At 59.9% G+C, this 21,184-nt stretch carries 22 protein-coding genes; all 22 read right to left on the bottom strand.

Going from position 1 to position 21,184, the window contains the following annotated elements; translation table 11 throughout:
- Positions 1-4: 4 nt before the first annotated feature.
- Positions 5-505, bottom strand: a complete 501-nt coding sequence (gene fliL / locus BLX41_RS04690; protein ID WP_123723964.1) for a flagellar basal body-associated protein FliL — start codon at positions 503-505, stop codon at positions 5-7.
- 154 nt (positions 506-659) lie between these two features.
- Positions 660-2,060, bottom strand: coding sequence for a flagellar hook-length control protein FliK (locus BLX41_RS04685; protein ID WP_123723963.1), 1,401 nt, complete (start codon positions 2,058-2,060; stop codon positions 660-662).
- Between the two features lie 98 nt (positions 2,061-2,158).
- On the bottom strand, positions 2,159-2,503 hold the full coding sequence (locus BLX41_RS04680; protein WP_123723962.1) for an Hpt domain-containing protein: 345 nt from the start codon (positions 2,501-2,503) through the stop codon (positions 2,159-2,161).
- Positions 2,504-2,533: 30 nt separating this feature from the next.
- Positions 2,534-4,240, bottom strand: coding sequence for an ATP-binding SpoIIE family protein phosphatase (locus BLX41_RS04675; protein WP_123723961.1), 1,707 nt, complete (start codon positions 4,238-4,240; stop codon positions 2,534-2,536).
- Positions 4,241-4,245: 5 nt separating this feature from the next.
- Positions 4,246-4,551 carry an STAS domain-containing protein gene (locus BLX41_RS04670; protein WP_011059979.1) on the bottom strand — a complete coding sequence of 102 codons (306 nt, stop codon included), beginning with the start codon at positions 4,549-4,551 and terminating at the stop codon, positions 4,246-4,248.
- An 87-nt stretch (positions 4,552-4,638) separates the two neighbouring features.
- Positions 4,639-5,088, bottom strand: a complete 450-nt coding sequence (fliJ, locus tag BLX41_RS04665) for a flagellar export protein FliJ (protein ID WP_123723960.1) — start codon at positions 5,086-5,088, stop codon at positions 4,639-4,641.
- Between the two features lie 6 nt (positions 5,089-5,094).
- The gene (fliI, locus tag BLX41_RS04660; protein WP_123723959.1) at positions 5,095-6,453 is read right to left on the bottom strand and encodes a flagellar protein export ATPase FliI; all 1,359 of its coding nucleotides are present in this window, start codon (positions 6,451-6,453) and stop codon (positions 5,095-5,097) included.
- Positions 6,443-7,279, bottom strand: coding sequence for a flagellar assembly protein FliH (fliH, locus tag BLX41_RS04655; protein WP_123723958.1), 837 nt, complete (start codon positions 7,277-7,279; stop codon positions 6,443-6,445). Before fliH ends, fliI begins: the two co-directional genes overlap by 11 nt.
- A gap of 9 nt (positions 7,280-7,288) precedes the next feature.
- The gene (fliG, locus tag BLX41_RS04650; RefSeq protein ID WP_011059975.1) at positions 7,289-8,308 is read right to left on the bottom strand and encodes a flagellar motor switch protein FliG; all 1,020 of its coding nucleotides are present in this window, start codon (positions 8,306-8,308) and stop codon (positions 7,289-7,291) included.
- A complete protein-coding gene (gene fliF, locus BLX41_RS04645) occupies positions 8,301-10,088 on the bottom strand; it encodes a flagellar basal-body MS-ring/collar protein FliF (RefSeq protein WP_123723957.1) in 1,788 nt (595 codons plus the stop codon). The genes fliG and fliF overlap by 8 nt, the downstream gene beginning before the upstream one ends.
- A gap of 15 nt (positions 10,089-10,103) precedes the next feature.
- Positions 10,104-10,430, bottom strand: coding sequence for a flagellar hook-basal body complex protein FliE (gene fliE / locus BLX41_RS04640; RefSeq protein ID WP_123723956.1), 327 nt, complete (start codon positions 10,428-10,430; stop codon positions 10,104-10,106).
- 129 nt (positions 10,431-10,559) lie between these two features.
- Positions 10,560-11,966, bottom strand: a complete 1,407-nt coding sequence (locus BLX41_RS04635; RefSeq protein ID WP_123723955.1) for a sigma-54-dependent transcriptional regulator — start codon at positions 11,964-11,966, stop codon at positions 10,560-10,562.
- A 5-nt stretch (positions 11,967-11,971) separates the two neighbouring features.
- Positions 11,972-13,183, bottom strand: coding sequence for a sensor histidine kinase (locus tag BLX41_RS04630; RefSeq protein ID WP_123723954.1), 1,212 nt, complete (start codon positions 13,181-13,183; stop codon positions 11,972-11,974).
- A 110-nt stretch (positions 13,184-13,293) separates the two neighbouring features.
- Positions 13,294-14,769, bottom strand: a complete 1,476-nt coding sequence (locus tag BLX41_RS04625; protein WP_011059970.1) for a sigma-54 dependent transcriptional regulator — start codon at positions 14,767-14,769, stop codon at positions 13,294-13,296.
- A 170-nt stretch (positions 14,770-14,939) separates the two neighbouring features.
- On the bottom strand, positions 14,940-15,236 hold the full coding sequence (gene fliT, locus BLX41_RS04620; RefSeq protein ID WP_123723953.1) for a flagellar protein FliT: 297 nt from the start codon (positions 15,234-15,236) through the stop codon (positions 14,940-14,942).
- Between the two features lie 11 nt (positions 15,237-15,247).
- Complete coding sequence (fliS, locus tag BLX41_RS04615; RefSeq protein ID WP_123723952.1) at positions 15,248-15,643, bottom strand: flagellar export chaperone FliS; 396 nt, start codon at positions 15,641-15,643, stop codon at positions 15,248-15,250.
- A gap of 128 nt (positions 15,644-15,771) precedes the next feature.
- Positions 15,772-17,211: a flagellar filament capping protein FliD gene (fliD, locus tag BLX41_RS04610; RefSeq protein ID WP_123723951.1), complete on the bottom strand. Its 1,440-nt coding sequence runs from the start codon at positions 17,209-17,211 to the stop codon at positions 15,772-15,774.
- Positions 17,212-17,293: 82 nt separating this feature from the next.
- Positions 17,294-17,665 (bottom strand): flagellar protein FlaG, encoded by a 372-nt coding sequence (locus BLX41_RS04605; protein WP_123723950.1) that lies wholly within the window; start codon positions 17,663-17,665, stop codon positions 17,294-17,296.
- Positions 17,666-17,738: 73 nt separating this feature from the next.
- The gene (locus tag BLX41_RS04600; protein ID WP_123723949.1) at positions 17,739-18,590 is read right to left on the bottom strand and encodes a flagellin domain-containing protein; all 852 of its coding nucleotides are present in this window, start codon (positions 18,588-18,590) and stop codon (positions 17,739-17,741) included.
- 243 nt (positions 18,591-18,833) lie between these two features.
- A complete protein-coding gene (locus BLX41_RS04595; protein ID WP_123723948.1) occupies positions 18,834-19,103 on the bottom strand; it encodes a hypothetical protein in 270 nt (89 codons plus the stop codon).
- Positions 19,100-20,389, bottom strand: a complete 1,290-nt coding sequence (locus BLX41_RS04590) for a motility associated factor glycosyltransferase family protein (protein WP_123723947.1) — start codon at positions 20,387-20,389, stop codon at positions 19,100-19,102. Before BLX41_RS04590 ends, BLX41_RS04595 begins: the two co-directional genes overlap by 4 nt.
- Positions 20,390-20,471: 82 nt before the next feature.
- Positions 20,472-21,184: ketoacyl-ACP synthase III (locus tag BLX41_RS04585; RefSeq protein WP_259744412.1), on the bottom strand; the 713-nt coding region annotated here is incomplete at its 5' end.

The following is a 21,184-nucleotide window of genomic DNA, read 5'->3' as shown; positions in this document are numbered from 1 at the left end:
GTTCCTACTGCAGTACGAAGTTAGTAAAGAGCAACTGCTCGACCACCACTTTGCCAACCTCTTTCTGCGCCACTTCCTGGACGCTGGCAGTGGCCTTCTGGCGGAGCATTTCCTGGCCGACCGGGGTCGCCAGGGTGTCGAAATTCTGTCCGGAGAACAGCATCACCAGATTGTTGCGGATCACTGGCATGTGCACTTTCAGCGCGTCCAGGTCTGCCTGGTTGCGTGCCAACAGGGTAATGCTCACCTGCATGTAGCGCTGACGGCCGTTCTGCGTGTAGTTGGCGACAAAGGCCGGGGCCATGGACTCGTAAATCGCTGCCGGCTTGACGTTGCTGGCGGTCTCCGCAGCCGGCGCAGGTTTGCTCTGAGCACTGTGCATGAAGTACCAGGTGGCGCCGACCGACAAGCCGATGGCCAGCAACAACGCCAGGACAATCAAGAGGATAAGCTTGAGTTTGCTTTTCCCTGCGGTGGGTTTTTCTGCTGCTTCGCTCTTCGCCATGCCAATAATCCGTCACTATTCGGGGGTTCACAGTCGCACGGCAAGGCAAGAGCAAGTGTTATGCCAGATTTGTCTGGAATAGGGGGATAAGCAGCGGGGAGGGAGAAGCAAGGGGCATGGCGGGCTGTTTCGCCACACCCCTTCTGTCACTCAATCAGGCGTAATAGTCCACAGCACTGGTGCCGATCACGGTCTGTACCGGGGCAGCCACTTCAGCCACGCCATGGGGCAACTCTTCGTCGACACCATCCAGGCGCGTGCCATTGGTGCTGGAACCACTCCTGCGGTTCTGCTCCTGCTGCGCCTGCTCCTGCCCCTGCCAACCGCGGGACTGGTCGGAAACGTTGACGTCCACCTGCCCCAAACCCTGCTGGTTGAACATGTCGCGCATACGGTGCATCTGCCCTTCCAAGGCTTCACGGACACCGGCATGAGCACTCATGAAGGTCACCTGGGTCTGCTGGTCAGGAATCATGTGCACACGAATATCCAGGCGCCCAAGTTCCGCAGGCTGCAATTGGATATCCGCCGACTTGAGGTTGGCGCTGGACAGGTACATCACCCGGTTGACCACTTCATCGGTCCAGCCACTCTGGTGCATGGCCAGCGGCTGATTGACCGGCACCGCATTGGCGGTCTTCGGCGTTGCCGCCTGGGTCAGGGCCGCCAGACGATTGGCGAAGTCATCCACCCGGGTATCGCTGGAAGCCCCCTTGAGGTCTTTCAGGCCGTCGGCAATCAATCCAGTGAAGGCCTTTTCGCCACCCTGCTCGGTGCTGTTCTTGCTGGCTTGCTGTTCAAGCATGCCGGCCATGCCATTGGCGAAGTTCTGCACCGACGTCAACTGACCGTCGGCATTGGCGTTCGCTGGCGCGGCCTTGGACTGAGACTGACTGGAAGCCGAGACGTGTCCGCCCTGCTCCATGGCCAGACGCACCGCCGGCAGGGCATCCAGTGGATCGGCCTCGGGATCGAACGCCTCCTTGGACGGCTCTGCCACAGGTGTCACCGCCGGCACTACCGCAGCAGCCACCACAGCCGGCGGCGCCACAGGCACTTCAACCTGAGGTTGTGCCGTCACTTCCGGCGGCGGCACTTCAGCGACCTGAGGTTGCGGCTGGATCGCCGGCAACAGGCTCGGGTCCACCGGCGCCGGACTCACCGAGGCATCGGCCTGCGTGGTGTCGGCCGGTTTGCCGTCATCACTGGCGGCGGCAGGCTTGCTGTCGCTGTTCGCCGGCTTGTCGGCAGGCAAGGTTTTGCCGCTATCGGCAACCGCTGGCTGCGGCGCGGCAGACTGATCGCTGGCAACGCCCTTCTTCGGACTGTTGTCTACGCTCCTGTCCCGCACGGGCTTGGGCGAGTTATCGGCAAAGGTCAGCGACTTGTTCTGCGGTTTGCTCTGGGACTCTTTGGCATAGAGCTGCGCGAAGCTGGACGCCTTGTCCCCAGGTTCGGCAACGCTTGCCAAAGGACTGGCAGGGGCCGCTTGAGTCTTGGACTTAGCGTTGGCCTGAGCTGTGGCCTGGAGAAGCGAATTAGGGGTAACAGCCATGGGACAGTCTCCGCTGCACGGGGATCATAGGTACAGTTGAGAGACTTGTCTGCAAAGGTCGAGCCAGTTTCATCAACCAGCTGATAAAAGGTCGTTTCTCAGCAGTGAAAGCGCTGCAGCTCCTGCTCGCACAAGCGCCGGACAATGGCGAACTCGCCATCGATCTCCCCCACCAGCTGACGAATGCCATCAACGGCTGTTTGTCCGGCCCGCACCTCAAGCTCATGACAGAGCTCCGCCAGACGGATAGCCCCCATGTTGCTGCTACTGCCCTTGAGACTGTGGGCGGTTGCCACTAGCTGCAGAGCATCCTCGGACTTGCGCAACAACCGCACCCGCTCCTCGGAATCGCAGACGAAAGTGTCCAGCAGGACGGGGTATTCATCCTCCATGACTTCCTGCAATGCGTTGAGTACCGCGTGGTCCAGATGTATCTCAGCCACTTGTTCACTCCTTGATCAAGAACCCCAGGATTATGCCAGAGCCTCCCAGGAAAACTCCACGCAGACACTGCGCCCGTCGTCCGCCCACACCGCCTGGCGGCTCATCTGCCGAATCAGGCTGACGCCGCGCCCCGACAAGCGCCCGGTATCGTTGGGCCGGGCCAGGATCGCCGCGACATCGAAGCCCTCGCCACTGTCTTCGACCCTCACGATCAGGCGCCCTCCCGTCTCCTGGGGCTGCACCTGCAAATGCACTCGGACAAAGCCATCCTCCAGCTCCGCCAGCCTCACGGATCGCTCGCGGTAGTAGCGGCTGAAGCCCTCGGCATCGCGCTTGAGCCGGGAATCGAGCCTGAGCACACCGTGCTCCAGGGCATTGGAATAGAGCTCGGCCAGTACGCTATATAGAGCCCCGCTCTGGGAGCGTAGGCCGTGCACCTCAAGCAACAACTGCAGCAGATACGGCAAGGGGTTGAAGCGCTTGAGGGTTGCGGCGCGGAACTCGAAGCTCACCGACCAGTCCAGCGGGCAGGACTGGCCGCTGTCGGAGTAGGTCGGGGCCGACGGCGCAAGCCTGGGAAACTCCGGCAAGCCGACTTCGACCATGCTCACGTCGTCCCGGGCACTGCCGCCAAAGTCCTCCAAGGCCTGCTGAATCTCCTCGAACAGTCGCGCCTGCTCGCGATTGGCGGCAAACACCTGGTGCAACCGCTCCACACCAAACAACTCATCCTCGGCGTTGCAGGTGTCGATCACCCCATCGGACAGCAGGAATACCCGATCACCCGGCGCCATGGGGAACACCTCAGTGCGATCCTCGAAGGCCTCGGCATTCAGCACCCCGAGGGGCAGATGGCGCGCCACCAGGGGCGTACGTGCGCTGCCCGCATGGCGATACAGATACCCCTCGGGCATGCCGCCATTCCACACCTCTACCGCCCGTCGCTGGGTACTCAGGCACAGCAGGGTCGCACAGCAGAACATATCCACCGGCAGGATGCGCTTGAGCTTGGCATTCATCTCCCGCAGGGTTTCCGGCAGCCCGTAACCCTTGGCGGTCATGCCATAGAACACCTCGGCCAGGGGCATCGCCCCCACCGCGGCGGGCAAGCCATGACCGGTGAAGTCCCCCAGCAGCACATGCATGTCGCCCGCCGGGGTGTAGGCCGCCAACAGCAAGTCACCATTGAACAGCGCGTAAGGCGATTGCAGGTAGCGGATGTTCGACGCATCCAGGCAACCGGAGTGGGCAACCTTGTCGAACACCGCCTTGGCTACCCGTTGCTCATTGAGCAAGTAATCGTGGTGACGAGTGATCTGGTCCCGCTGCGCCAACACGGTTTCCTGCAAACGTCGCAAGCGGTCCATGGCATTGATCTTGGCGCCCAGGATCACCGGATTGTAGGGTTTGGCCAGAAAGTCGTCGCCGCCCGCCTCCAGACAGCGAGCCAGCGCCTCCCCTTCACTCAGGGAAGTGAGGAAGATGATCGGCACCAGCGTCTCGCCCGCCAGGGCCTTGATCCGTCGCGCCGCCTCAAAGCCGTCCATCACCGGCATCATCGCGTCCATCAGCACGATGTGCGGACGCTGCTGTTCGAACAACGCCAGGGCCTCGACCCCATTGCTGGCCGCCAACACCTGATGTCCCTGGCGCCGAATGATGCTGGACAGCAGCAAGCGGTCCGCCGCGCCATCTTCAGCGATCAGCACACACAGGGGCTCGGCCATCGAGCGCATACCGCTCAACTGATGTCGAAAAGCTTGTCGAAATTGGAGATGGCGAGGATCTTGCGCACATCCGAGTTGCTGTTGATCACCCGAACATCGGCGTTGTCGCCACCGGCGTGATCACGCAACAGCAACAGCATGCCCAGCGCCGAGCTGTCGAGGTAAGTGGCTTCCTTGAGGTCCACCACGATGGACTCCGGCGTCCGGTTGAGTCGCTCGTAGGATTCACGAAACTCCTGGTGGCGTCCGAAATCGAAGCGCCCCCTGATAGAAATCGTGAGTTTCTGCCCATCCGGGGATATTTCTGTAACGACCGACATGTGACTGCTTCCTTGTCATTGACGACGTTTAAAAGGTTTAGCACCCACTGACCCGGCGAACAACCTGCGGACGAAAAATGAGCGCTCTCAATAAGGATTCTGACGGGGCAGGCGCTGGGAAAGTTCATCCAGCAGCTTCTGTTCGCGCTTGTCCTCAAGCGCCCGAGCCTCATCGATGTAACGCTGCACCAGCTTGCGCAACCCTTCCACCCGGGCATAAGCCTGCTGCCAGGCCTCGCGCGCGCGATCGAGGTTGTTCTGATGCCAGGCAAGGCTTTGCCGCTGCTGGGCCACGGCGGTATCCAGCTGACTGAGAAAATACTGATAGTTCATCAACCAGTGACCACTGACGCCGAGCTTGCCGCGCTCGACCCACTGCTCCTGGTAGTCGCCACGAAAACGCTCCAGATCCCCCAGCTTGCTCTGGGCCACACGCACCTGGCCGTGAAAGTACTCCAGACGTTGGGCAGCGGTACGCTCGGCGCTTTCCGCCATGTCCACCACCGGCGCCAGACGCGCCGCACGGCTGTCGGCCATGGCCGGTTAGCCCCCCGTCGCTGGAGCGAAAAGCAATTCCAGGTGAGTCTGGCTATGACCCAGGCTGACGTTGTCGTTAAGCCCCTGGCGCAGATAGGCGACCATCGCCGGGTGCAGGGAGATTGCGGTGTCGGTATCACGATCGCCACCGGCGACGTAGGCGCCAACGCTGATCAAGTCCCGAGCCTGTTGATAACGCGACCACAACTGCTTGAAGTATTGCGCCCGGGCCATGTTGTCGGGGCTGATCACCGCCGGCATGACCCGACTGATGGAGGCCTCGATATCGATGGCCGGGTAGTGCCCTTCTTCGGCCAGGCGCCGGGACAGCACGATATGCCCGTCGAGCACGCCCCGGGCCGAGTCGGCGATCGGGTCCTGCTGGTCGTCACCCTCGGACAGCACGGTATAGAACGCGGTAATCGAGCCCCCACCGGCCTCGGCGTTACCGGCCCGCTCCACCAGCTTGGGCAGCTTGGCGAACACCGAAGGCGGATAACCCTTGGTGGCCGGCGGCTCGCCGATGGCCAGAGCGATTTCCCGCTGGGCCTGGGCGAAACGGGTCAGGGAGTCCATCAGCAACAGGACGTTCTTGCCCTTGTCGCGAAAATATTCGGCAATCCGCGTGCAGTACATCGCCGCCCGCAAACGCATCAACGGCGCATCGTCCGCTGGCGAAGCCACCACCACCGATCGCTTGAGGCCTTCCTCACCGAGAATGTGCTCGATGAACTCCTTGACCTCACGACCCCGCTCGCCGATCAGCCCGACCACGATGATGTCGGCCTCGGTGAAGCGAGTCATCATGCCCAGCAGCACACTCTTGCCCACGCCGGTACCGGCGAACAGACCGAGACGCTGGCCGCGACCTACCGTCAATAAACCGTTGATGCTGCGAATGCCCACGTCCAGCGGCTGGCTGATGGGGTCGCGCTTGAGGGGGTTGATGGTGGGACCGTCCATCGGCACCCAATCCTCGGCACGCATGCCGCCCTTGCCATCCAGAGCACGTCCGGCGCCATCCAGCACACGCCCGAGCATGCCCATGCCCATGGGCAGACGCCCAGTGTCGGCCAATGGGACAACCCGGGCGCCGGGAGCGATCCCGGCCACGCTGCCCACCGGCATCAGGAACACCTTGCTCCCGGAAAAGCCCATGACTTCCGCCTCGACCTGGACCGGGTGATAGCTGTCATCGTTGATCACCAGGCAGCGGGTGCCCATGGCGGCGCGCAGACCCTCGGCCTCAAGGGTAAGACCGACCATGCGCAGCAGACGGCCTTCAAGGATCGGCTGGCCCGGCAGCGTGATGGCCTCGGCGTAACCCCCCAGGCGCTTGCCGAAACTGGTGCGATCAAGGCGCATCGGGGTGTTCCGCAGGCTCGGTTTGCTCTGTGACGGTGGATTCTGCGGCGTCGACATCCGGCAAAGCCGGAGTCCGTGGACCGAGATCCAAGCTCAAATCCGCCGCCGCCGGGTGCAGCGACTGTTCATGCAACTGATCGAACAGTTGATCCATGGCCTGGGTGATCCGGGTTTCGATGCTGGCATCGATGCGGCTGTGCTCGGTCTCCACCCGGCAACCGCCGGGCAGCAGCGCCTCGTCCTCGACGATGCGCCAGCTTTCCTCGTGCCGCTCGCGCAGGCTCTTGACCTGCTCGAAGTCCTGCGGGTTGACGTACAGACGTACATTGCCAACCCCCAGGGGCAGCAGCTTGAGGGCCTCGCGCATGACGTGTTCGATCTGACTGGAATCCATCGCCAACTCACGCTGGATCACCTGGCGGGTGACATGCTTGACCAAATCCACCAGGGATTTTTCGATCTGCGTATCTTGCTCGGCGATGGGCTCGAACAAATTGACCATCAGCTGTTCGAGCGCCTGCAATTTGGCGACCAGGGCGACTTCAGCCTCCTGGCGAACCTTGAGCGTGGTGCTATGGAAGCCTTCCTTCTCGCCGGTGGCGAAACCTTCGTTATAGGCTTCCTGGCGAATACTCTCGAGCTCTTCGAGGGTCAGCGGCTGGACTTCTTCCAGCGGCACTTCCTCGATTTCTTCCGCCACTTCTTCAGGCTCGGGCTCGGGCTCGGGCGGTTCGGGATCGAAACTGGGCAGCGCCCAGACGTCAAAACCCTCGACGTCCCGGGCACGAATCAGTTCGCTTGGGGACTCATCACTGCTGGACGACATAAAGCGACCTTAGATCATTTCTTCGCCGCCCTTCCCGCCGAGAACGATCTCTCCGGCTTCGGCCATACGGCGGGCAATAGTGAGGATTTCCTTCTGCGCGGTTTCCACGTCGCTGACGCGAACCGGGCCCTTGGCTTCCAGGTCGTCGCGCAGCAGCTCCGCCGCACGCTTGGACATGTTCTTGAAGATCTTTTCCTTGACCCCTTCGTCCGACCCCTTGAGGGCCAGAACCAGGACGTCGGAGGACACTTCGCGCAACAGGGCCTGGATACCGCGATCATCGACATCGGCCAGGTTGTTGAACACGAACATCAGGTCTTCGATCTGACCGGACAGGTCTTCGTCGACTTCGCGGATCGAATCCATGAGCTGGCCTTCGATCGAGCTGTCGAGGAAGTTCATGATGTCGGCTGCGCGCTTGATACCGCCCAAGGTGGTACGGGACGCGTTGGAGTTGCCGGAGAACTGCTTCTCGAGAATCTGGTTCAGTTCTTTCAGAGCCGCCGGCTGCACAGTATTGAGCGAGGAAACCCGCAAAATGATGTCCAGGCGCGCCTTGTGGTCGAAGTTGCCCAGCACTTCACCGGCCTGATCCGGATCGAGGTAAGCCACCACGATGGCCTGGATCTGCGGGTGCTCGTAACGGATCACGTCGGCCACGGCCCGTGGCTCCATCCACTTCAGACTGTCGAGGCCACTGGTGTTGCCACCCAGGAGAATGCGATCGATCAGGCCGTTGGCCTTGTCTTCGCCCAGGGCCTGGGTGAGCATTTTGCGCACATAGTCATCGGAACCGACGCCAAGACTGGTCTGATCGCCGACGATATCGACGAACTCGCTCATCACCTGCTCGACCTGCTCGCGATGCACGTTGCCCATTTGCGCCATGGCCACCCCCACACGCTGAACCTCTTTGGGTCCCATGTGGCGCAGCACTTGCGCGGCATCGGTGGACCCCAGGGACAGCAGCAGAATCGCGGCTTTGTCGACCCGGGTCAGTTTGGCGGTAGCGGCTCGGTTATCACTCATCTGCGTTAATCCACTCTTTCACGACCTGAGCCACACGACCCGGGTCTTCAGCCACCAGACTCTTGATTGCGTTCAACTGAGCGTCATAACCCTCGCTCGGGCTCGGCAGCAGAATGCTTTGCGGGCCGCCGAGGCTGACGCGATCGTTGCCCAGCTCGCCGTCCAGACCGCCCATGCCGCCCAGCTCGACGTCGCTGCCCAGCCCGGCCAGTTGCTTGTTCTTGCCGCCGCCAGTGATGTTGTTGAGCACCGGACGCAGAACACCGAACACCAGCACCAGGATGAACAACACGCCAAGCACTTGTTTGACGATGTCCCAGAACCACGGCTGCGAGTAGAACGGAATGTCGGCGACCACTTCCCCACGCTCGGCGGAGAACGGCACGTTGATCACACTGACACTGTCACCACGGCTGGCATCGAAGCCCACCGCATCCTGCACCAGGCGGGTGAAGCGCGCCAATTCGTCGGCGCTCCAGGGAGCACGGCTGGTTTCACCGTTGGCCGGGTTGACCTTGACCTGATCGTCCACCACTACCGCCACCGACAGGCGATTGAGACGTCCCTGCTGCTGCTTGGTGTGGCTGATGGAACGATCGAGTTCGAAGTTCTTGGTGGATTGTTGACGCTTGTCCGACGGATACGGTGCCAGCATCGGCTGGCCAGTGGCCGGATCCATGATCTGCTGACCGTTGGCGTCCAACAGCGGCTGACCTGGCTGCACCATGCCTGCGGCGGCGGTAGCGCCACCGGTGGTTTGCGGCGCCGATGCCGGCGCAGGCGGCTGGTTGCTCAGGGCACCTGGAACACCTTGCGGGCCATTGCTGCTGGAGCGTTGTTCATTGACCGACTGCTCACTGCGCAGGGCTGGCTGGTCAGGGTTGAACTGCTCGGAGGTGGATTCAACGGCGCTGAAATCGACGTCTGCCGAAACTTCAGCCTTGTAGCGATCGTTGCCCAGCACCGGCTGCAGGATGTTGTGCACCCGCTGGGTCAGCATGCCTTCCAGACGACGGCTGTAGTCGAACTGCTTGCCGGCCATGGTCAGCGCGGAGTTTTCCGCTTGATCGGAGAGCAGGTTGCCCTTCTGGTCGACCACTGTGACTTGGGACTTGCTCAATTCGGGGACGCTGGTAGCCACCAGATTAACGATGGCCATGACCTGGCCCGGCTCCAGGGAGCGGCCGGAATACAGCTCTATCAGTACCGAAGCACTGGGCTTGCGCTCGTCACGGACGAACACCGAGCTTTTCGGAATCGCCAGGTGCACCCGGGCGCCCTTGACATTGTTCAGGCTGGAGATGGTACGGGCCAACTCGCCTTCCAGGCCGCGACGATAACGGGTCGCTTCCATGAACTGGCTGGTGCCCAGGCCTTGCTCTTTATCAAGGATCTCGAAACCGACGTTGCCATCACCCGGCGCTACCCCGGCAGCAGCCAGTTTCAGGCGGGCACGGGGCAAGTCATCGGCCTTGACCAGCAAGGCACCGGAGTTGGGCTCCACGGTGTAGGGAATGTCGGCAGAGGCCAGGGTGTCCATGACCTGCTTGGCGTCCATCCCGGCCAGGCTGCCGTACAGCGGCCGGTAATCGGGTTGCTGGGACCAAAGCACCACGGCAAAGCCGATCGCCACGCTGGCGGCCAGGCCTACCAACAGGCCAACCTGACGCAGCATGGTCATCTGGGACAGGTTTTCCAGGAAAGACAAACCGAACAGCGGCGGTTTACCGTCTATCGGGGTGGCCTTGGCCGGTACGTTATCGGCGACTGCTTCTGCCATGACTCAATCTCGTCCTTAAACCGGCATCTGCATGATGTCTTGATACGCTTGAACCAGTTTGTTGCGCACCTGGGTCAAGGCTTGAAAAGACACGCTGGCCTTTTGCGAGGAAATCATCACATCTGTCAGATCCACACCGCTTTTGCCGATCTCGAAGGCGCCGGCCAACTGATTGGACGCCTGCTGGGTGTCGTTGACCTTGTTCACGGCCTGGCCAAGCATGTCAGCGAAGCTGCTGCCGCTGACCTCTGCCACTGCGGCAGATTTAGGCTGCGACATCGCGTCCATCTGCATGGCCCGCATATCCAGCATCAACCGATTAAATTCAACACCTTGGCTCATGGTCTACTCTCTCTGACGACCCGCAATTTTTTGACGCTCACCGTGCGGTTAGTGAGGTGTTAGCAACAAGGGTGCCAGCTCCATGGCCCAACTCGACAAAAGCCCATCCAGGGCTTCCCATATCAGTAATCAGGTCGCAAACAGATAAGCCTCGACGTCCATTCCGGCGTCCCGCATCTGCGCCAATTTGTAACGCAGGGTGCGCGGACTGATCCCCAGACGCTCCGCCGCCTCCTTGCGTCGGCCACGCTCGGAACGCAGGGTATCGATGATCATCTGGAATTCCCGGCGCCGCAGATCATCTCCCAGGCCACCCGACTCCGGAGGTGCGCCTTCATCCTCGCCGGCCACGCCGCGCAACGCCGACTGACCGGCAGAAGCCAGAGCCGGCAGTGGCGCACAGGCCACGGGCCCGGCCAGACAGAAATCTTCCGGCTGGATCAGGCCGCCCTGCTGCAGGATCAATGCCCGCTGCAAAGCGTTGTCCAACTCCCGGACGTTGCCCGGCCATGGGTAGGCCAGCAGGCACGCTTGAGCCTCGGCCGAGAGTCTGGCGGCGGCGTGCTTCATTTTATTGACGTGTTTGGCCAGCAGACGCTCGGCCAGCGGCAGGATATCGGCGGTTCGCTCGCGCAACGGCCGCCAGGCCAGAGGGAACACCGAAAGACGGTAGTACAAATCTTCGCGAAAACGTCCGGCCGCCACTTCTCCCGCCAGGTCACGGTTCGTGGTGGCCACCACCCGGATATCCAGGGTGATGGGTTTGCGCGCCCCCACCCGCTCCACTTCACGCTCCTGCAACACCCGCAGCAACTTGGCTTGCAGCCCCAGGGGCATTTCGGAAATTTCGTCCAAGAGAATAGTGCCACCGTCAGCCTGCTCGAACTTGCCGGGCTGCGCGGCGATAGCCCCCGTGAAAGAACCCTTCTCGTGACCGAATAGGGTGGCTTCGAGCATGTTGTCGGGAATCGCCGCACAGTTGATGGCGATAAAGGGCTGTGCGCTGCGATGGGAATGCTGATGGATGTAACGCGCCAGCACTTCCTTGCCCGTGCCGGACTCGCCGGAAATCAGCACAGTGGAATCACTGCGGGCCACGCGCGCGGCCAATTCCAGCAATTGCGCACTGGCCGGTTCGAAGGCTACAGGCCCCTCATCCTCGCCCGCCCCCAGGCAACCCAGGGCATGGCGCGCCACCAATTCGAGCAGAGCCCGCGGTTCAAAAGGCTTGACCAGATAATCGGCAGCGCCTTGACGCATGGCCTCCACAGCTCGTTCAACGGCGCCATGGGCGGTCATCAGCAATACCGGCAACTGCGGTTGGCGGGCACGCAACAGCCCCAACAACTGATGGCCGTCCATGCCAGGCATGTTTACATCGCTGACCACCAGGCTGAAGGACTCCACGGCGACCGCTTCCAGCGCCTCTTCCGCACTGCCGACCGCCTTGTAGGCATGACCGGCCAGCAGCAGGGTGTCTGCCAGGGCCTCGCGCAACGCGCGGTCGTCTTCAACCAGTAGAACCTTGATTGCCATTACCTTCACTCCACTCCATGAGCACTGGAGAACAGAGGCAATGTCACCAGCGCACAAGTACCGCGCCCAGGACGGGAACGCAGCGACAATTCTCCCTGATGCGCACGGGCCACCGCCTTGACCACCGTCAGGCCAAGTCCGGTTCCATTGGCTTTGGTGGTGAAAAACGGCTCACCCAGACGCTCCAGGACCGCCGCATCGATACCGCTGCCACTGTCACTGATGCACAGCCGCAGGGTGTCACCACGACTGTACAGGTGCACCTTGAGCCGCGCCGAGCCGGCACTGGCCTGCACGGAATTTTCGATCAGATTGAGCAAGGCTCCGACCAGGGTGTCGCGATTGCACAGCAACTCTCCCTGATGACTGTCGCACTGCCAACGCACGGCAACATCCTGGACATGGGTCAGGGCCGCGGCCTGCAGTGATTGCATTAAAGACCTGGGCGTCAGGCGATCGGTCAGGGGCAGCTCACCACGAGCGAATACCAGCATGTCGCGCACCTGATGTTCCAGCTCGTGCAGGCGCTCCTTGAGGCGCCCGGCGAATCGCTGATGAGTGGCCACCGGCAGCTCCTGCTCGGTGAGGTGACTGGCATACAACAGGGCCGCCGAGAGCGGTGTGCGAATCTGATGCGCCAGGGAAGCAACCATCTTGCCCAGCGAGGACAGACGCTCGTGACGAGCCAACTGATCCTGCAGATGACGGGTTTCAGTCAAATCGTTAAGCAACACCAGTTGCCCGGGCTCGGCATCCAGCGAACGAGTGGCGATCGATAGGCGCCGGCCATCGCGCAGGGAAATTTCATGACCGTCGTCCTCACGGGGCGCAAAGCTGCGGGCGATGATGTTGCGCCACAACTGCCCTTCCAGCGGCAGCCCCAACAGATCACACGCCGCCGGGTTGGCCTCGCTGACAATACCGTGACCATCGATGACGATGACGCCACCGGGCAACAGGTCGAGAAGGTTTTGCAGACGGTTGGCCAGACGCTCTTTTTCCGCCAGCTCCTGCATGCGCTGGGCACTGACCACGGCCAACTCGCCCTTGAGTTCAGTCACCCGAGCCTCAAGCATGCTGTAGGAGTCAGTAAGTTGGCTCGACATCTGGTTGAACAAGGCGAAGGCCTGCTCAAGACCCAGCCGGCTTGCCTGCTCTACGGACGACGATTGCCCCGAAGTAACAGGGACAGGAGACATCTGGGCGGCTTGGGGCATCGTGCTTTCTCGCGTGGCTGACCGTCAGTTAAACGGAACGTTGCAAGAGACTTAGCAATACCCGTGCCTAAAAAAAACCGCCCTTTTTTCAACAACTTGAAAAACAGGCGTCAATCATCCGCCTGTTCATCACCTTCACGGCGGCTCATGCCGTACTTGCGCATCTTCTCCACCAGCGTGGTGCGACGAATGCGCAGGCGCTCTGCAGCGCGAGCCACAATGCCATTGGCATCGTCCAGCGCTTGCTGGATCAGGCCCTGCTCCAGGCTACCGAGGTAATCTTTCAGATCCAGGCCTTCCGGCGGCAGCATGGCGGTGGCGGCGAAGTCCGGCGCATGGCCATTGATCGCCACCCGCTCTTCCAGATCGCTGCGCAGACTGTCCACCAACTGCTCGTCTTCATCATCGACGTAGCGGAATTTCTTGGGCAGCTCGACCACACCAATCACCCCGTACGGATGCATGATCGCCATGCGTTCCACCAGGTTGGCCAGCTCGCGGACGTTACCCGGCCAGCCATGCCGGCACAGGGACATGATGGCTGCGGAATTGAAGCGGATCGAACCGCGCTTCTCATGTTCCATGCGCGAGATCAACTCGTTCATCAACAGCGGAATATCTTCCACTCGCTCACGCAACGGCGCCATCTCGATGGGGAACACGTTGAGGCGGTAGTACAGGTCCTCACGGAAACTGCCCACCTCAATCATGCTTTCAAGGTTTTTATGGGTGGCCGCGATGATTCGCACATCGACACCCTGGGTCTTGTTGCTACCTACGCGTTCGAAAGTACGCTCCTGCAGCACCCGCAACAGCTTGACCTGCATCGGCAGCGGCATATCGCCGATTTCGTCGAGGAACAACGTGCCACCGTTGGCCAGCTCGAAGCGCCCGGCGCGACTGGTAATGGCCCCGGTGAATGCGCCCTTCTCATGCCCGAACAGCTCGCTTTCCAGCAACTCTGCAGGAATGGCTCCGCAATTGACCGGAACGAATGGCGCGTCACGACGCTTGGAGTGGTAGTGCAGGTTACGAGCCACCACCTCCTTGCCAGTCCCGGACTCACCGAGAATCAGTACGCTGGCATCGGTATCCGCTACTTGCTGCATCATCTGCCGCACGTGCTGGATCGCACGACTGGTGCCTACCAGGCTGCGGAACAGGTTGGGTTCTCGATGACGACCGCGCTCGCGGGCCTGATCGTACATTTCACGATAGACCTGGGCACGATGCAGGGAGTCGAGCAACTTGCTGTAGCTAGGAGGCATTTCCAGGGTGGAAAGCACTCGACGACGCTGGTCTTCAGGCAAGTCGATGGAAGAATTTTCGCCCATTAACAAAACCGGAAGGAACTCATCCCAGGTTGAGAGTGTCTTTAACAGGCCCAAAAGTGCACCAGGAGCATTTACGGTCCCGATAAGGACGCAAATTACTTCACGACTTGACGACAAAGAGCCGACGGCCTGCTGCCAGTCATGGCTACCGCAGGGTAAATTTTCTTCACCGAGAAAATTTAAAATCACCGCCAGGTCGCGGCGGCGCACGCTATCGTCATCGATCAGCAGAATTTTGGTTTCACGCCACATGCAATAGCAACTTCCCTAGTCAACTCAATGCCCAGAATGAGGGGCAAGCTAGACGCCCTTTAGGCATTTTCTGCCTTATAGACGCCTGAAATCTGAAAACAGCTACTAGTTAAGTCAAAAATGCGTGCACAGTCAAATTTATGGCGCGCAACGTTCGGATTAACTCAACATCAACCGAACAAATGGTAAACCTTTGCCGCGTTCTGTGCTTGAGTGATCTGCGACATCTCGTCGACTATCGCCTGACGCTCGCCGGTTGCCACCTCAAGCAGTTGTCGATAAACCCCCAACAACTCCTCCAGATTGTCCCGCAATGCGGCCTCGTCGACCTGAGCCTCGCTGAGCACGTCCTCCATGCATGAACGGCAAGCCAGGTCCAGCTCGCCAATGGCTTGCCAGTTGCGCTCAGCCAGGGCGCCAACCAGCGCCTCACGGGTTTCTTCAATGCGTTGCAGGACAGCACTCATGGAGTTTCTCCTTAAAACTGCGGACCCGGTGCGGCGATAGCATCCCAGCCATCCTTGACCGTGCGCAGCAAATCGGCGACTTCATCGAGAATCTTCGGATCGGTCTTGATATTGGCTTCAGTCAGGCGCGTCATCATGTACGTGTAAAGACTGTCCAGATCCCCCAGGGTGTCCATGGAGTTTTCCAGGTCCAGGCCTTCACGCAAGCCGCCAATGATGCCAATGGCCTTGCTGATGAATACGCCTTTGTTGGCGATATCCTTGCGCTCGATCGCCCCCTTGGCCTGAGCGATACGATCCAGGCCACCTTCCATCAGCATCTGCACCAGGCGATGAGGACTGGCTTCGGAGGTCTGTGCCTGCGCACCGATCTTCTGATACTGCCGAAGGGCTAACATCGGATTCATGTAATACCTCTTCAAAACTCAAGGGTTCGTATAAGCAATGTATCGACGTAACGTCAAAAAACTTTAGGCCAAATACAAAAACCCGGAGCGCTGGAAAACGCTGCCGGGCTTTTGGCGCAGGCTGGATATTAGCCTTTTTTCTGTGCGTTCAACGCTTCGAACATCGACGTGATGTTACTGGCAGTGGCCTTCAACTTGCCCACCAGGGTATCCATGTCGTTGTACTTCTTGGTCAGTAACGCAGTCAGCGTCTCCACTCGGCGATCCAGGGCATCCTGCTGATCGCTGAGCTTTTTCTTGGTGATATCCAGCGTCTTGGTCCGAGTGGTGAGAATCCCCTCGGTCATGGTACCTACGCCCTGAGTGAACGGCTTGATAGCGGAAGTCATGCGATCAAGCAGGCCCGGATTGGTGCCATCGCCGGAAAACAGCTTCTGCACTTCGCCACCGAGTTTTTTGTCGGTCATGGCGACGGTGAACTTCTTATCGTCGAAATCCAGCGCACCAGTCTTCTGGTTGGTGGTAATCCCCAACTGCGCCAGCACTGTCAACTTGTCACCCGCACCTACCTCCGACAACGGAGCACGAATCGCCGCCAGAATCGAGCGAGGAAGAGGGTCGCCGGTCAATTGAGCAGGAACCGTCAGCTTGCCATTGTCGTCCAGCGAGGGCTTGGTCAGCGTCGAAATGCCATTGGCCACGGCGTTATAGGCATCGACAAACTTCTGAATCGAAGTCTTCAGACCTTCAGTATTGGTCGCAACAGTGATAGTGATCGGCTTATCAGTCTTGGCCACCAAGTTGAGCTTGAGACCGGAAACAGCCTGAGTAACGGTATTGGTCTTGCTGGTCAGCTGCATGCCATCGATGCTGAAAACCGCATCCTTGGCCAGTCCGCCAATATTCCCGGATGCGCCGGCACCAGCACCCATTGGCTGAGTACCATCAACCGTCAAATCGGGAATACCACTGACAGAAATATCAGAGCCAGCACCAGTCTTCTCAGAACCAATCACCAGCCGCGAACCGAACGAGTCGGTCACGATGTTGGCACTGATCCCGGCCATGGCCATCTTGGAATCGGCGTTGATCGAGTCACGCACCGACTGCAATGTCGCATTTGCACCGACTGTCAGCGGATAGTTAATGCCATTTTGAGTGATGTTCAACGCACCACTCGGAATGGCACTGGTATTTCCTCCGGCAAAAGCCTTACTGGCCACTTTTGACGAAGTTGCAAGATTAGTCACCTCAACAGTGTACTTGCCAGCCACCGCATAGTTGTCAGCTGTGGCATCCACGGTTTTACTGTCGCTGGAGGTCGCCGCAAAACCGCTAAAGGAAGGATTGACCGCGCTTCCAAGCCCTGTGACCGACAGGGTGCTTTGGAAAGTCGACAAAAGAGATTGCAAGGTGCCGATACCGGAGATACTCGCACTGTTGTTGGTGGTTGCACGGTCGATCTGCCCCTGCTTGGCCGCTTTGTCAGCCCCAACCAACGCCTTGACGATAGCACCAGTATCGAGGCCGGAACCCAGACCGGTACCCGGTAGAATTGGACTTGCCATGTGTATCTCCCTTCAATGTGCCGCCGGTCTTTTGACTACTACAACACCCAAAAGAACACAGCAACAAGTTTCATGCCAGCTATCAGACTTTCGCGCTGAACAGCAGGCTGCTGGCGTCATTCAAGCTATTGGCCAATCTCAGCACTTCTTCGTTGGGGATCTGACGAACCACCTCACCCGAATCACTGGCAATGACCTTGACCACAACCTTGCCGGAGGGCTCGTCGATCGAGAACTCCAGGTTACGCTTGACCGACTGGACGAATTTCTCGATTTCCTGCACGGCCATCTTCAACTTTTCCTGCTCGGTCTGAGCACCTTTCTTACCGTGCTGACTGGCAGTTTCAGCGATAGTAGGCACCACCTCTCGAGGCTTCTCAACGGGCTTGTCAGCAACTGGCGTCACCGGCTTGGCCGCTGGATAAGACAAGTTCAGCTTCACGCTCATATCCATGTCCATCACCTCTTAAAGTAAAAAAGCGAGAGAGCACGACCAGCGCACTCCCCCGCCAAAGCTTAGCCAGCTATTACTGAAGCAGTTTCAGTACAGCGGATGGCAGTTGGTTGGCCTGGGCCAGAACTGCAGTCGAAGCTTGTTGCAGAGTCTGCTGCTTGGTCATCTGGGCAGTTTCAGCAGCGAAGTCGGTATCTTGTACGCGACCCAGTGCAGCACTGGCGTTTTCGTTGATGTTCTGCAGGTTGGAGATGGTGCTGGTCAGACGGTTCTGGGCAGCACCGAGGTCGGCACGGCTGGAGTTGATGGTCTGCAGCGCTTTTTCGATCGCGTTGATCGCGTTGCTGGTGTTGGTTTCAGCCATGGCGCTGCTGGTGGCGCTGATGGAGATAGTCGCCGAGTCTACGCTGAGGGTCGCAGCGTCGAAGCCGCTGGCCAGAGTGATGGTGATCTGGTTGGTAGCACCAGTGTTGGAACCAACCTGGAAGGTCATGGTGCCAGCGCTACCGTCGATCAGGTTCTTGCCGTTCAGGTTGGTCGACTTGGCGATACGAGTCAGCTCGTCGGACATCTGAGCGAATTCTTTGTCCAGAGCGGTACGGTCTGCAGTGCCGTTGGAGTCGTTTCGCGACTGGAGAGCCAGCTCACGCATACGCTGCAGGATGTTGGTGGATTCTTGCATCGCACCTTCAGCGGTCTGGGCGATGGAGATACCGTCGTTGGCGTTCTTGATCGCCATGGTCTGACCACGGATCTGCGAAGTCATACGGGTAGCGATCTGCAGGCCGGCGGCGTCGTCTTTTGCACTGTTGATTTTCAGGCCGGAAGACAGGCGAGTCATCGAAGTCGACAGAGCGTCGGAAGCGCGGTTCAGGTTTTTCTGAACGTTCAACGACGTGACGTTAGTGTTTACTGTTAAAGCCATGACGAATTCCTCGTTGGTTGGGTACTGCGGCTTCCGGCCCTGGCAACCGCCGGGTAATGGCCTAGAGAACCTTCGTAATAGTTATCGTCGCCAATGCAAGTTGCTTTAGGGCTTTTTCAAAAATATTTGCCATCACCCTGCCACCCCTTGGAAAACAAGGGGTTAAGCCCATCGACAAGCGAAAAAATGTCGCCAGAAAACCCACGCAAAAACCAGCTTTGAGCCTGCAGACGGGAAACCCCGTCAACCGTCGAGCCCAACCTGCAGCCAATCCAACATTTCATATTCGAGATAATCAGCCAGACCCAACCAGTTCTGCGTTTCCTGGCAAGCCAGCATCAGGCCCAGCAACCGGGCCCAGTCCTGCTGAACCGACACCGGCGCACTATCCAACCGCAACTGTATGGGCTCGAACAACTCGACCATGCCCTCTACAGCCTCCACATCCCGGCCCAGGCGGAACAGATCGGCAACTTCCCGGGCACGATCAAACACAGGCTCAAGTCGCTTCATTGAACAAAATATCCATGGAAGGTAGTGCCCAGGATCATCGCGCCACTGCGACTAGTATTGAAGAACACCACTTCGGGCCGACTCGCGATGTAACGCTCCAGCTCGCACAGGTAGCTGCGAAAGTTGAGCTGGGTCTTGACCCGCTGCCCATGGCCGTCAAGCACCCAATGCCGGGCCACGCCGGCCTGGGGACCCAGGTCGCCGTCCTGCCACCCGGCATGGCTACGATTCTGAGGAAACGCGAAGTCCGTACCAAACAGGGTGATCCGCCTGCCGCCCATCTTCACCGCCAGATCCACTGCCGGATGAATCACACTGCCTCCGGCATGCAATTGCGCCCGCGGTATCCGCTGGCGCAACGCCTGGAATACCGGACTGGAGGAATAGCCCACATACCGCGGCCCCTGCCAACCTTCAAGAACCAACGGGTCCGCCAGGGGCAGATAGACCAGAACGACGCTTTCACTGCCCTGGCCCGGCAGGTGCACGGTGGAGATTCGCTGATCGATACTGACCACCAGATCCACACGGATGCCTTGCTTGAGCAGGGGCAGATAGGCCGTATCCACACAGATCAACAACGGCCGCTCAGGTTGTTCGGCTACGACCCGCAATGCCTGGTAATGCTGTTCCAGGCTCGGTCCCGTAGCGATCACGAACACCTCGCGCCCAGCGTGAAGATCAAACAGTTCGGCAACATCGCGATCCGCCCTAACCCAGGGCTCGATGGCGTCCAGACGCGCAGTGATGTCCGGCGCATCGGCCGAGAACAGACGATTGTTGAAAGACAGATGGGTCTCGCTGATCAGCCGGTCGCGAATCTTCGCGTTGTAATCATCGGCCAGCACCAACTCGGCCGGCAGGGCGAAGAACGGCAGTTGAATCTCCGGCAGATCGCCGGCATACAGCAACTCGACCCGTGGATCGGCCAGCCAGTCCTGCTGATCAAGCAGCTGCAGCACCAGCCTGAACACCGCGCCATTGAGGATGTGCACGTACAGACGCGTCAACTCCGGCCGCTGGAGCAACGCCCGCTGCAGGTCTCCCAGGCCGCAGCCGTACAGATGCAGGACCGGCGCCTCAGGCAGACTGGCAGCCTGGGTATGCGCCTCACGGGTACGATCATGACGGCTGGTGAGCTGGATACCGGCGATGCTCAGGGTCGAGCCCAGCCCCTCCACCAGGTCCGCCTGCAGCGCGTCACTGTCTTCAGCCAGCAGCCGCTCCAGCAGCACCGGCCAGCGCTCGCCCAGGACCTGGGCATTGTGTTCCAAGCTGTCGCTCATGCTGCCTCGCTTATCACTCGCGCAAAAAAATAGCGCTCAAGATTACACCTTGAGCGCTACGTGTGCCGCCGGAAGCTGAGCGTCAGGAGCGATAAATGATAGCCGACCCCCAGGACAAACCAACGCCGAAGCCACTCAAGGCCACGCGCTTCCAGCTGGAATCGAACATGTGCTTTTCCAGTAGCAGCGGAATGCTCGAGGAAACCGTGTTGCCGGTTTCCATCATGTCCTTGATGAACTTGTTCGGATCGCCCTCGAAACGCCGGGCCACGGCGTCGACAATCGCGGCACTTCCCTGGTGAATGCAGAAGGCATCGATATCGTCAGGCTGCAAGCCCGACTCGGCCAACAACTCGTGCAGGTGGGCAGGCACCTTGAGCAGTGCGAAGTTGAACACCTGGCGGCCGTTCATGAAGAACACGCCATCACTGACTTTCAAGTGCGGAGCACCGGAGCCATCAGTGCCGAACTTGGCCTTGCCCAACTGCCAGGTAGCCCCCTCGCCCAGCCAGGTGGCGGTGGCGGCATCGCCGAACAGCATGGTGGTGTTGCGGTCTTCGGGATCGACGATCTTCGAATAAGGATCGGCGGTGACCAACAGGCCATTTTTCAGGCCCGCAGCTTCCATGAAGCCCTTGATGGCATAGATACCGTAGACATACCCGGAACAACCCAGGGAAATATCGAAGGCCGCCACCGTGGTCGGCAGGCCCAGTTTGTCCTGAACGATCGCAGCGGTGTGGGGTAGCCCTTCCTCGTCACCGTTCTGGGTGACCACGATCAATACGTCGATGG

It is taken from the genome of Pseudomonas protegens (genome assembly GCF_003732485.1).
Lineage (GTDB): Bacteria > Pseudomonadota > Gammaproteobacteria > Pseudomonadales > Pseudomonadaceae > Aquipseudomonas > Aquipseudomonas protegens_B.
Note: the sequence above shows the minus strand (reverse complement) of the source record. Positions and strands in the feature narration are given on the sequence as shown.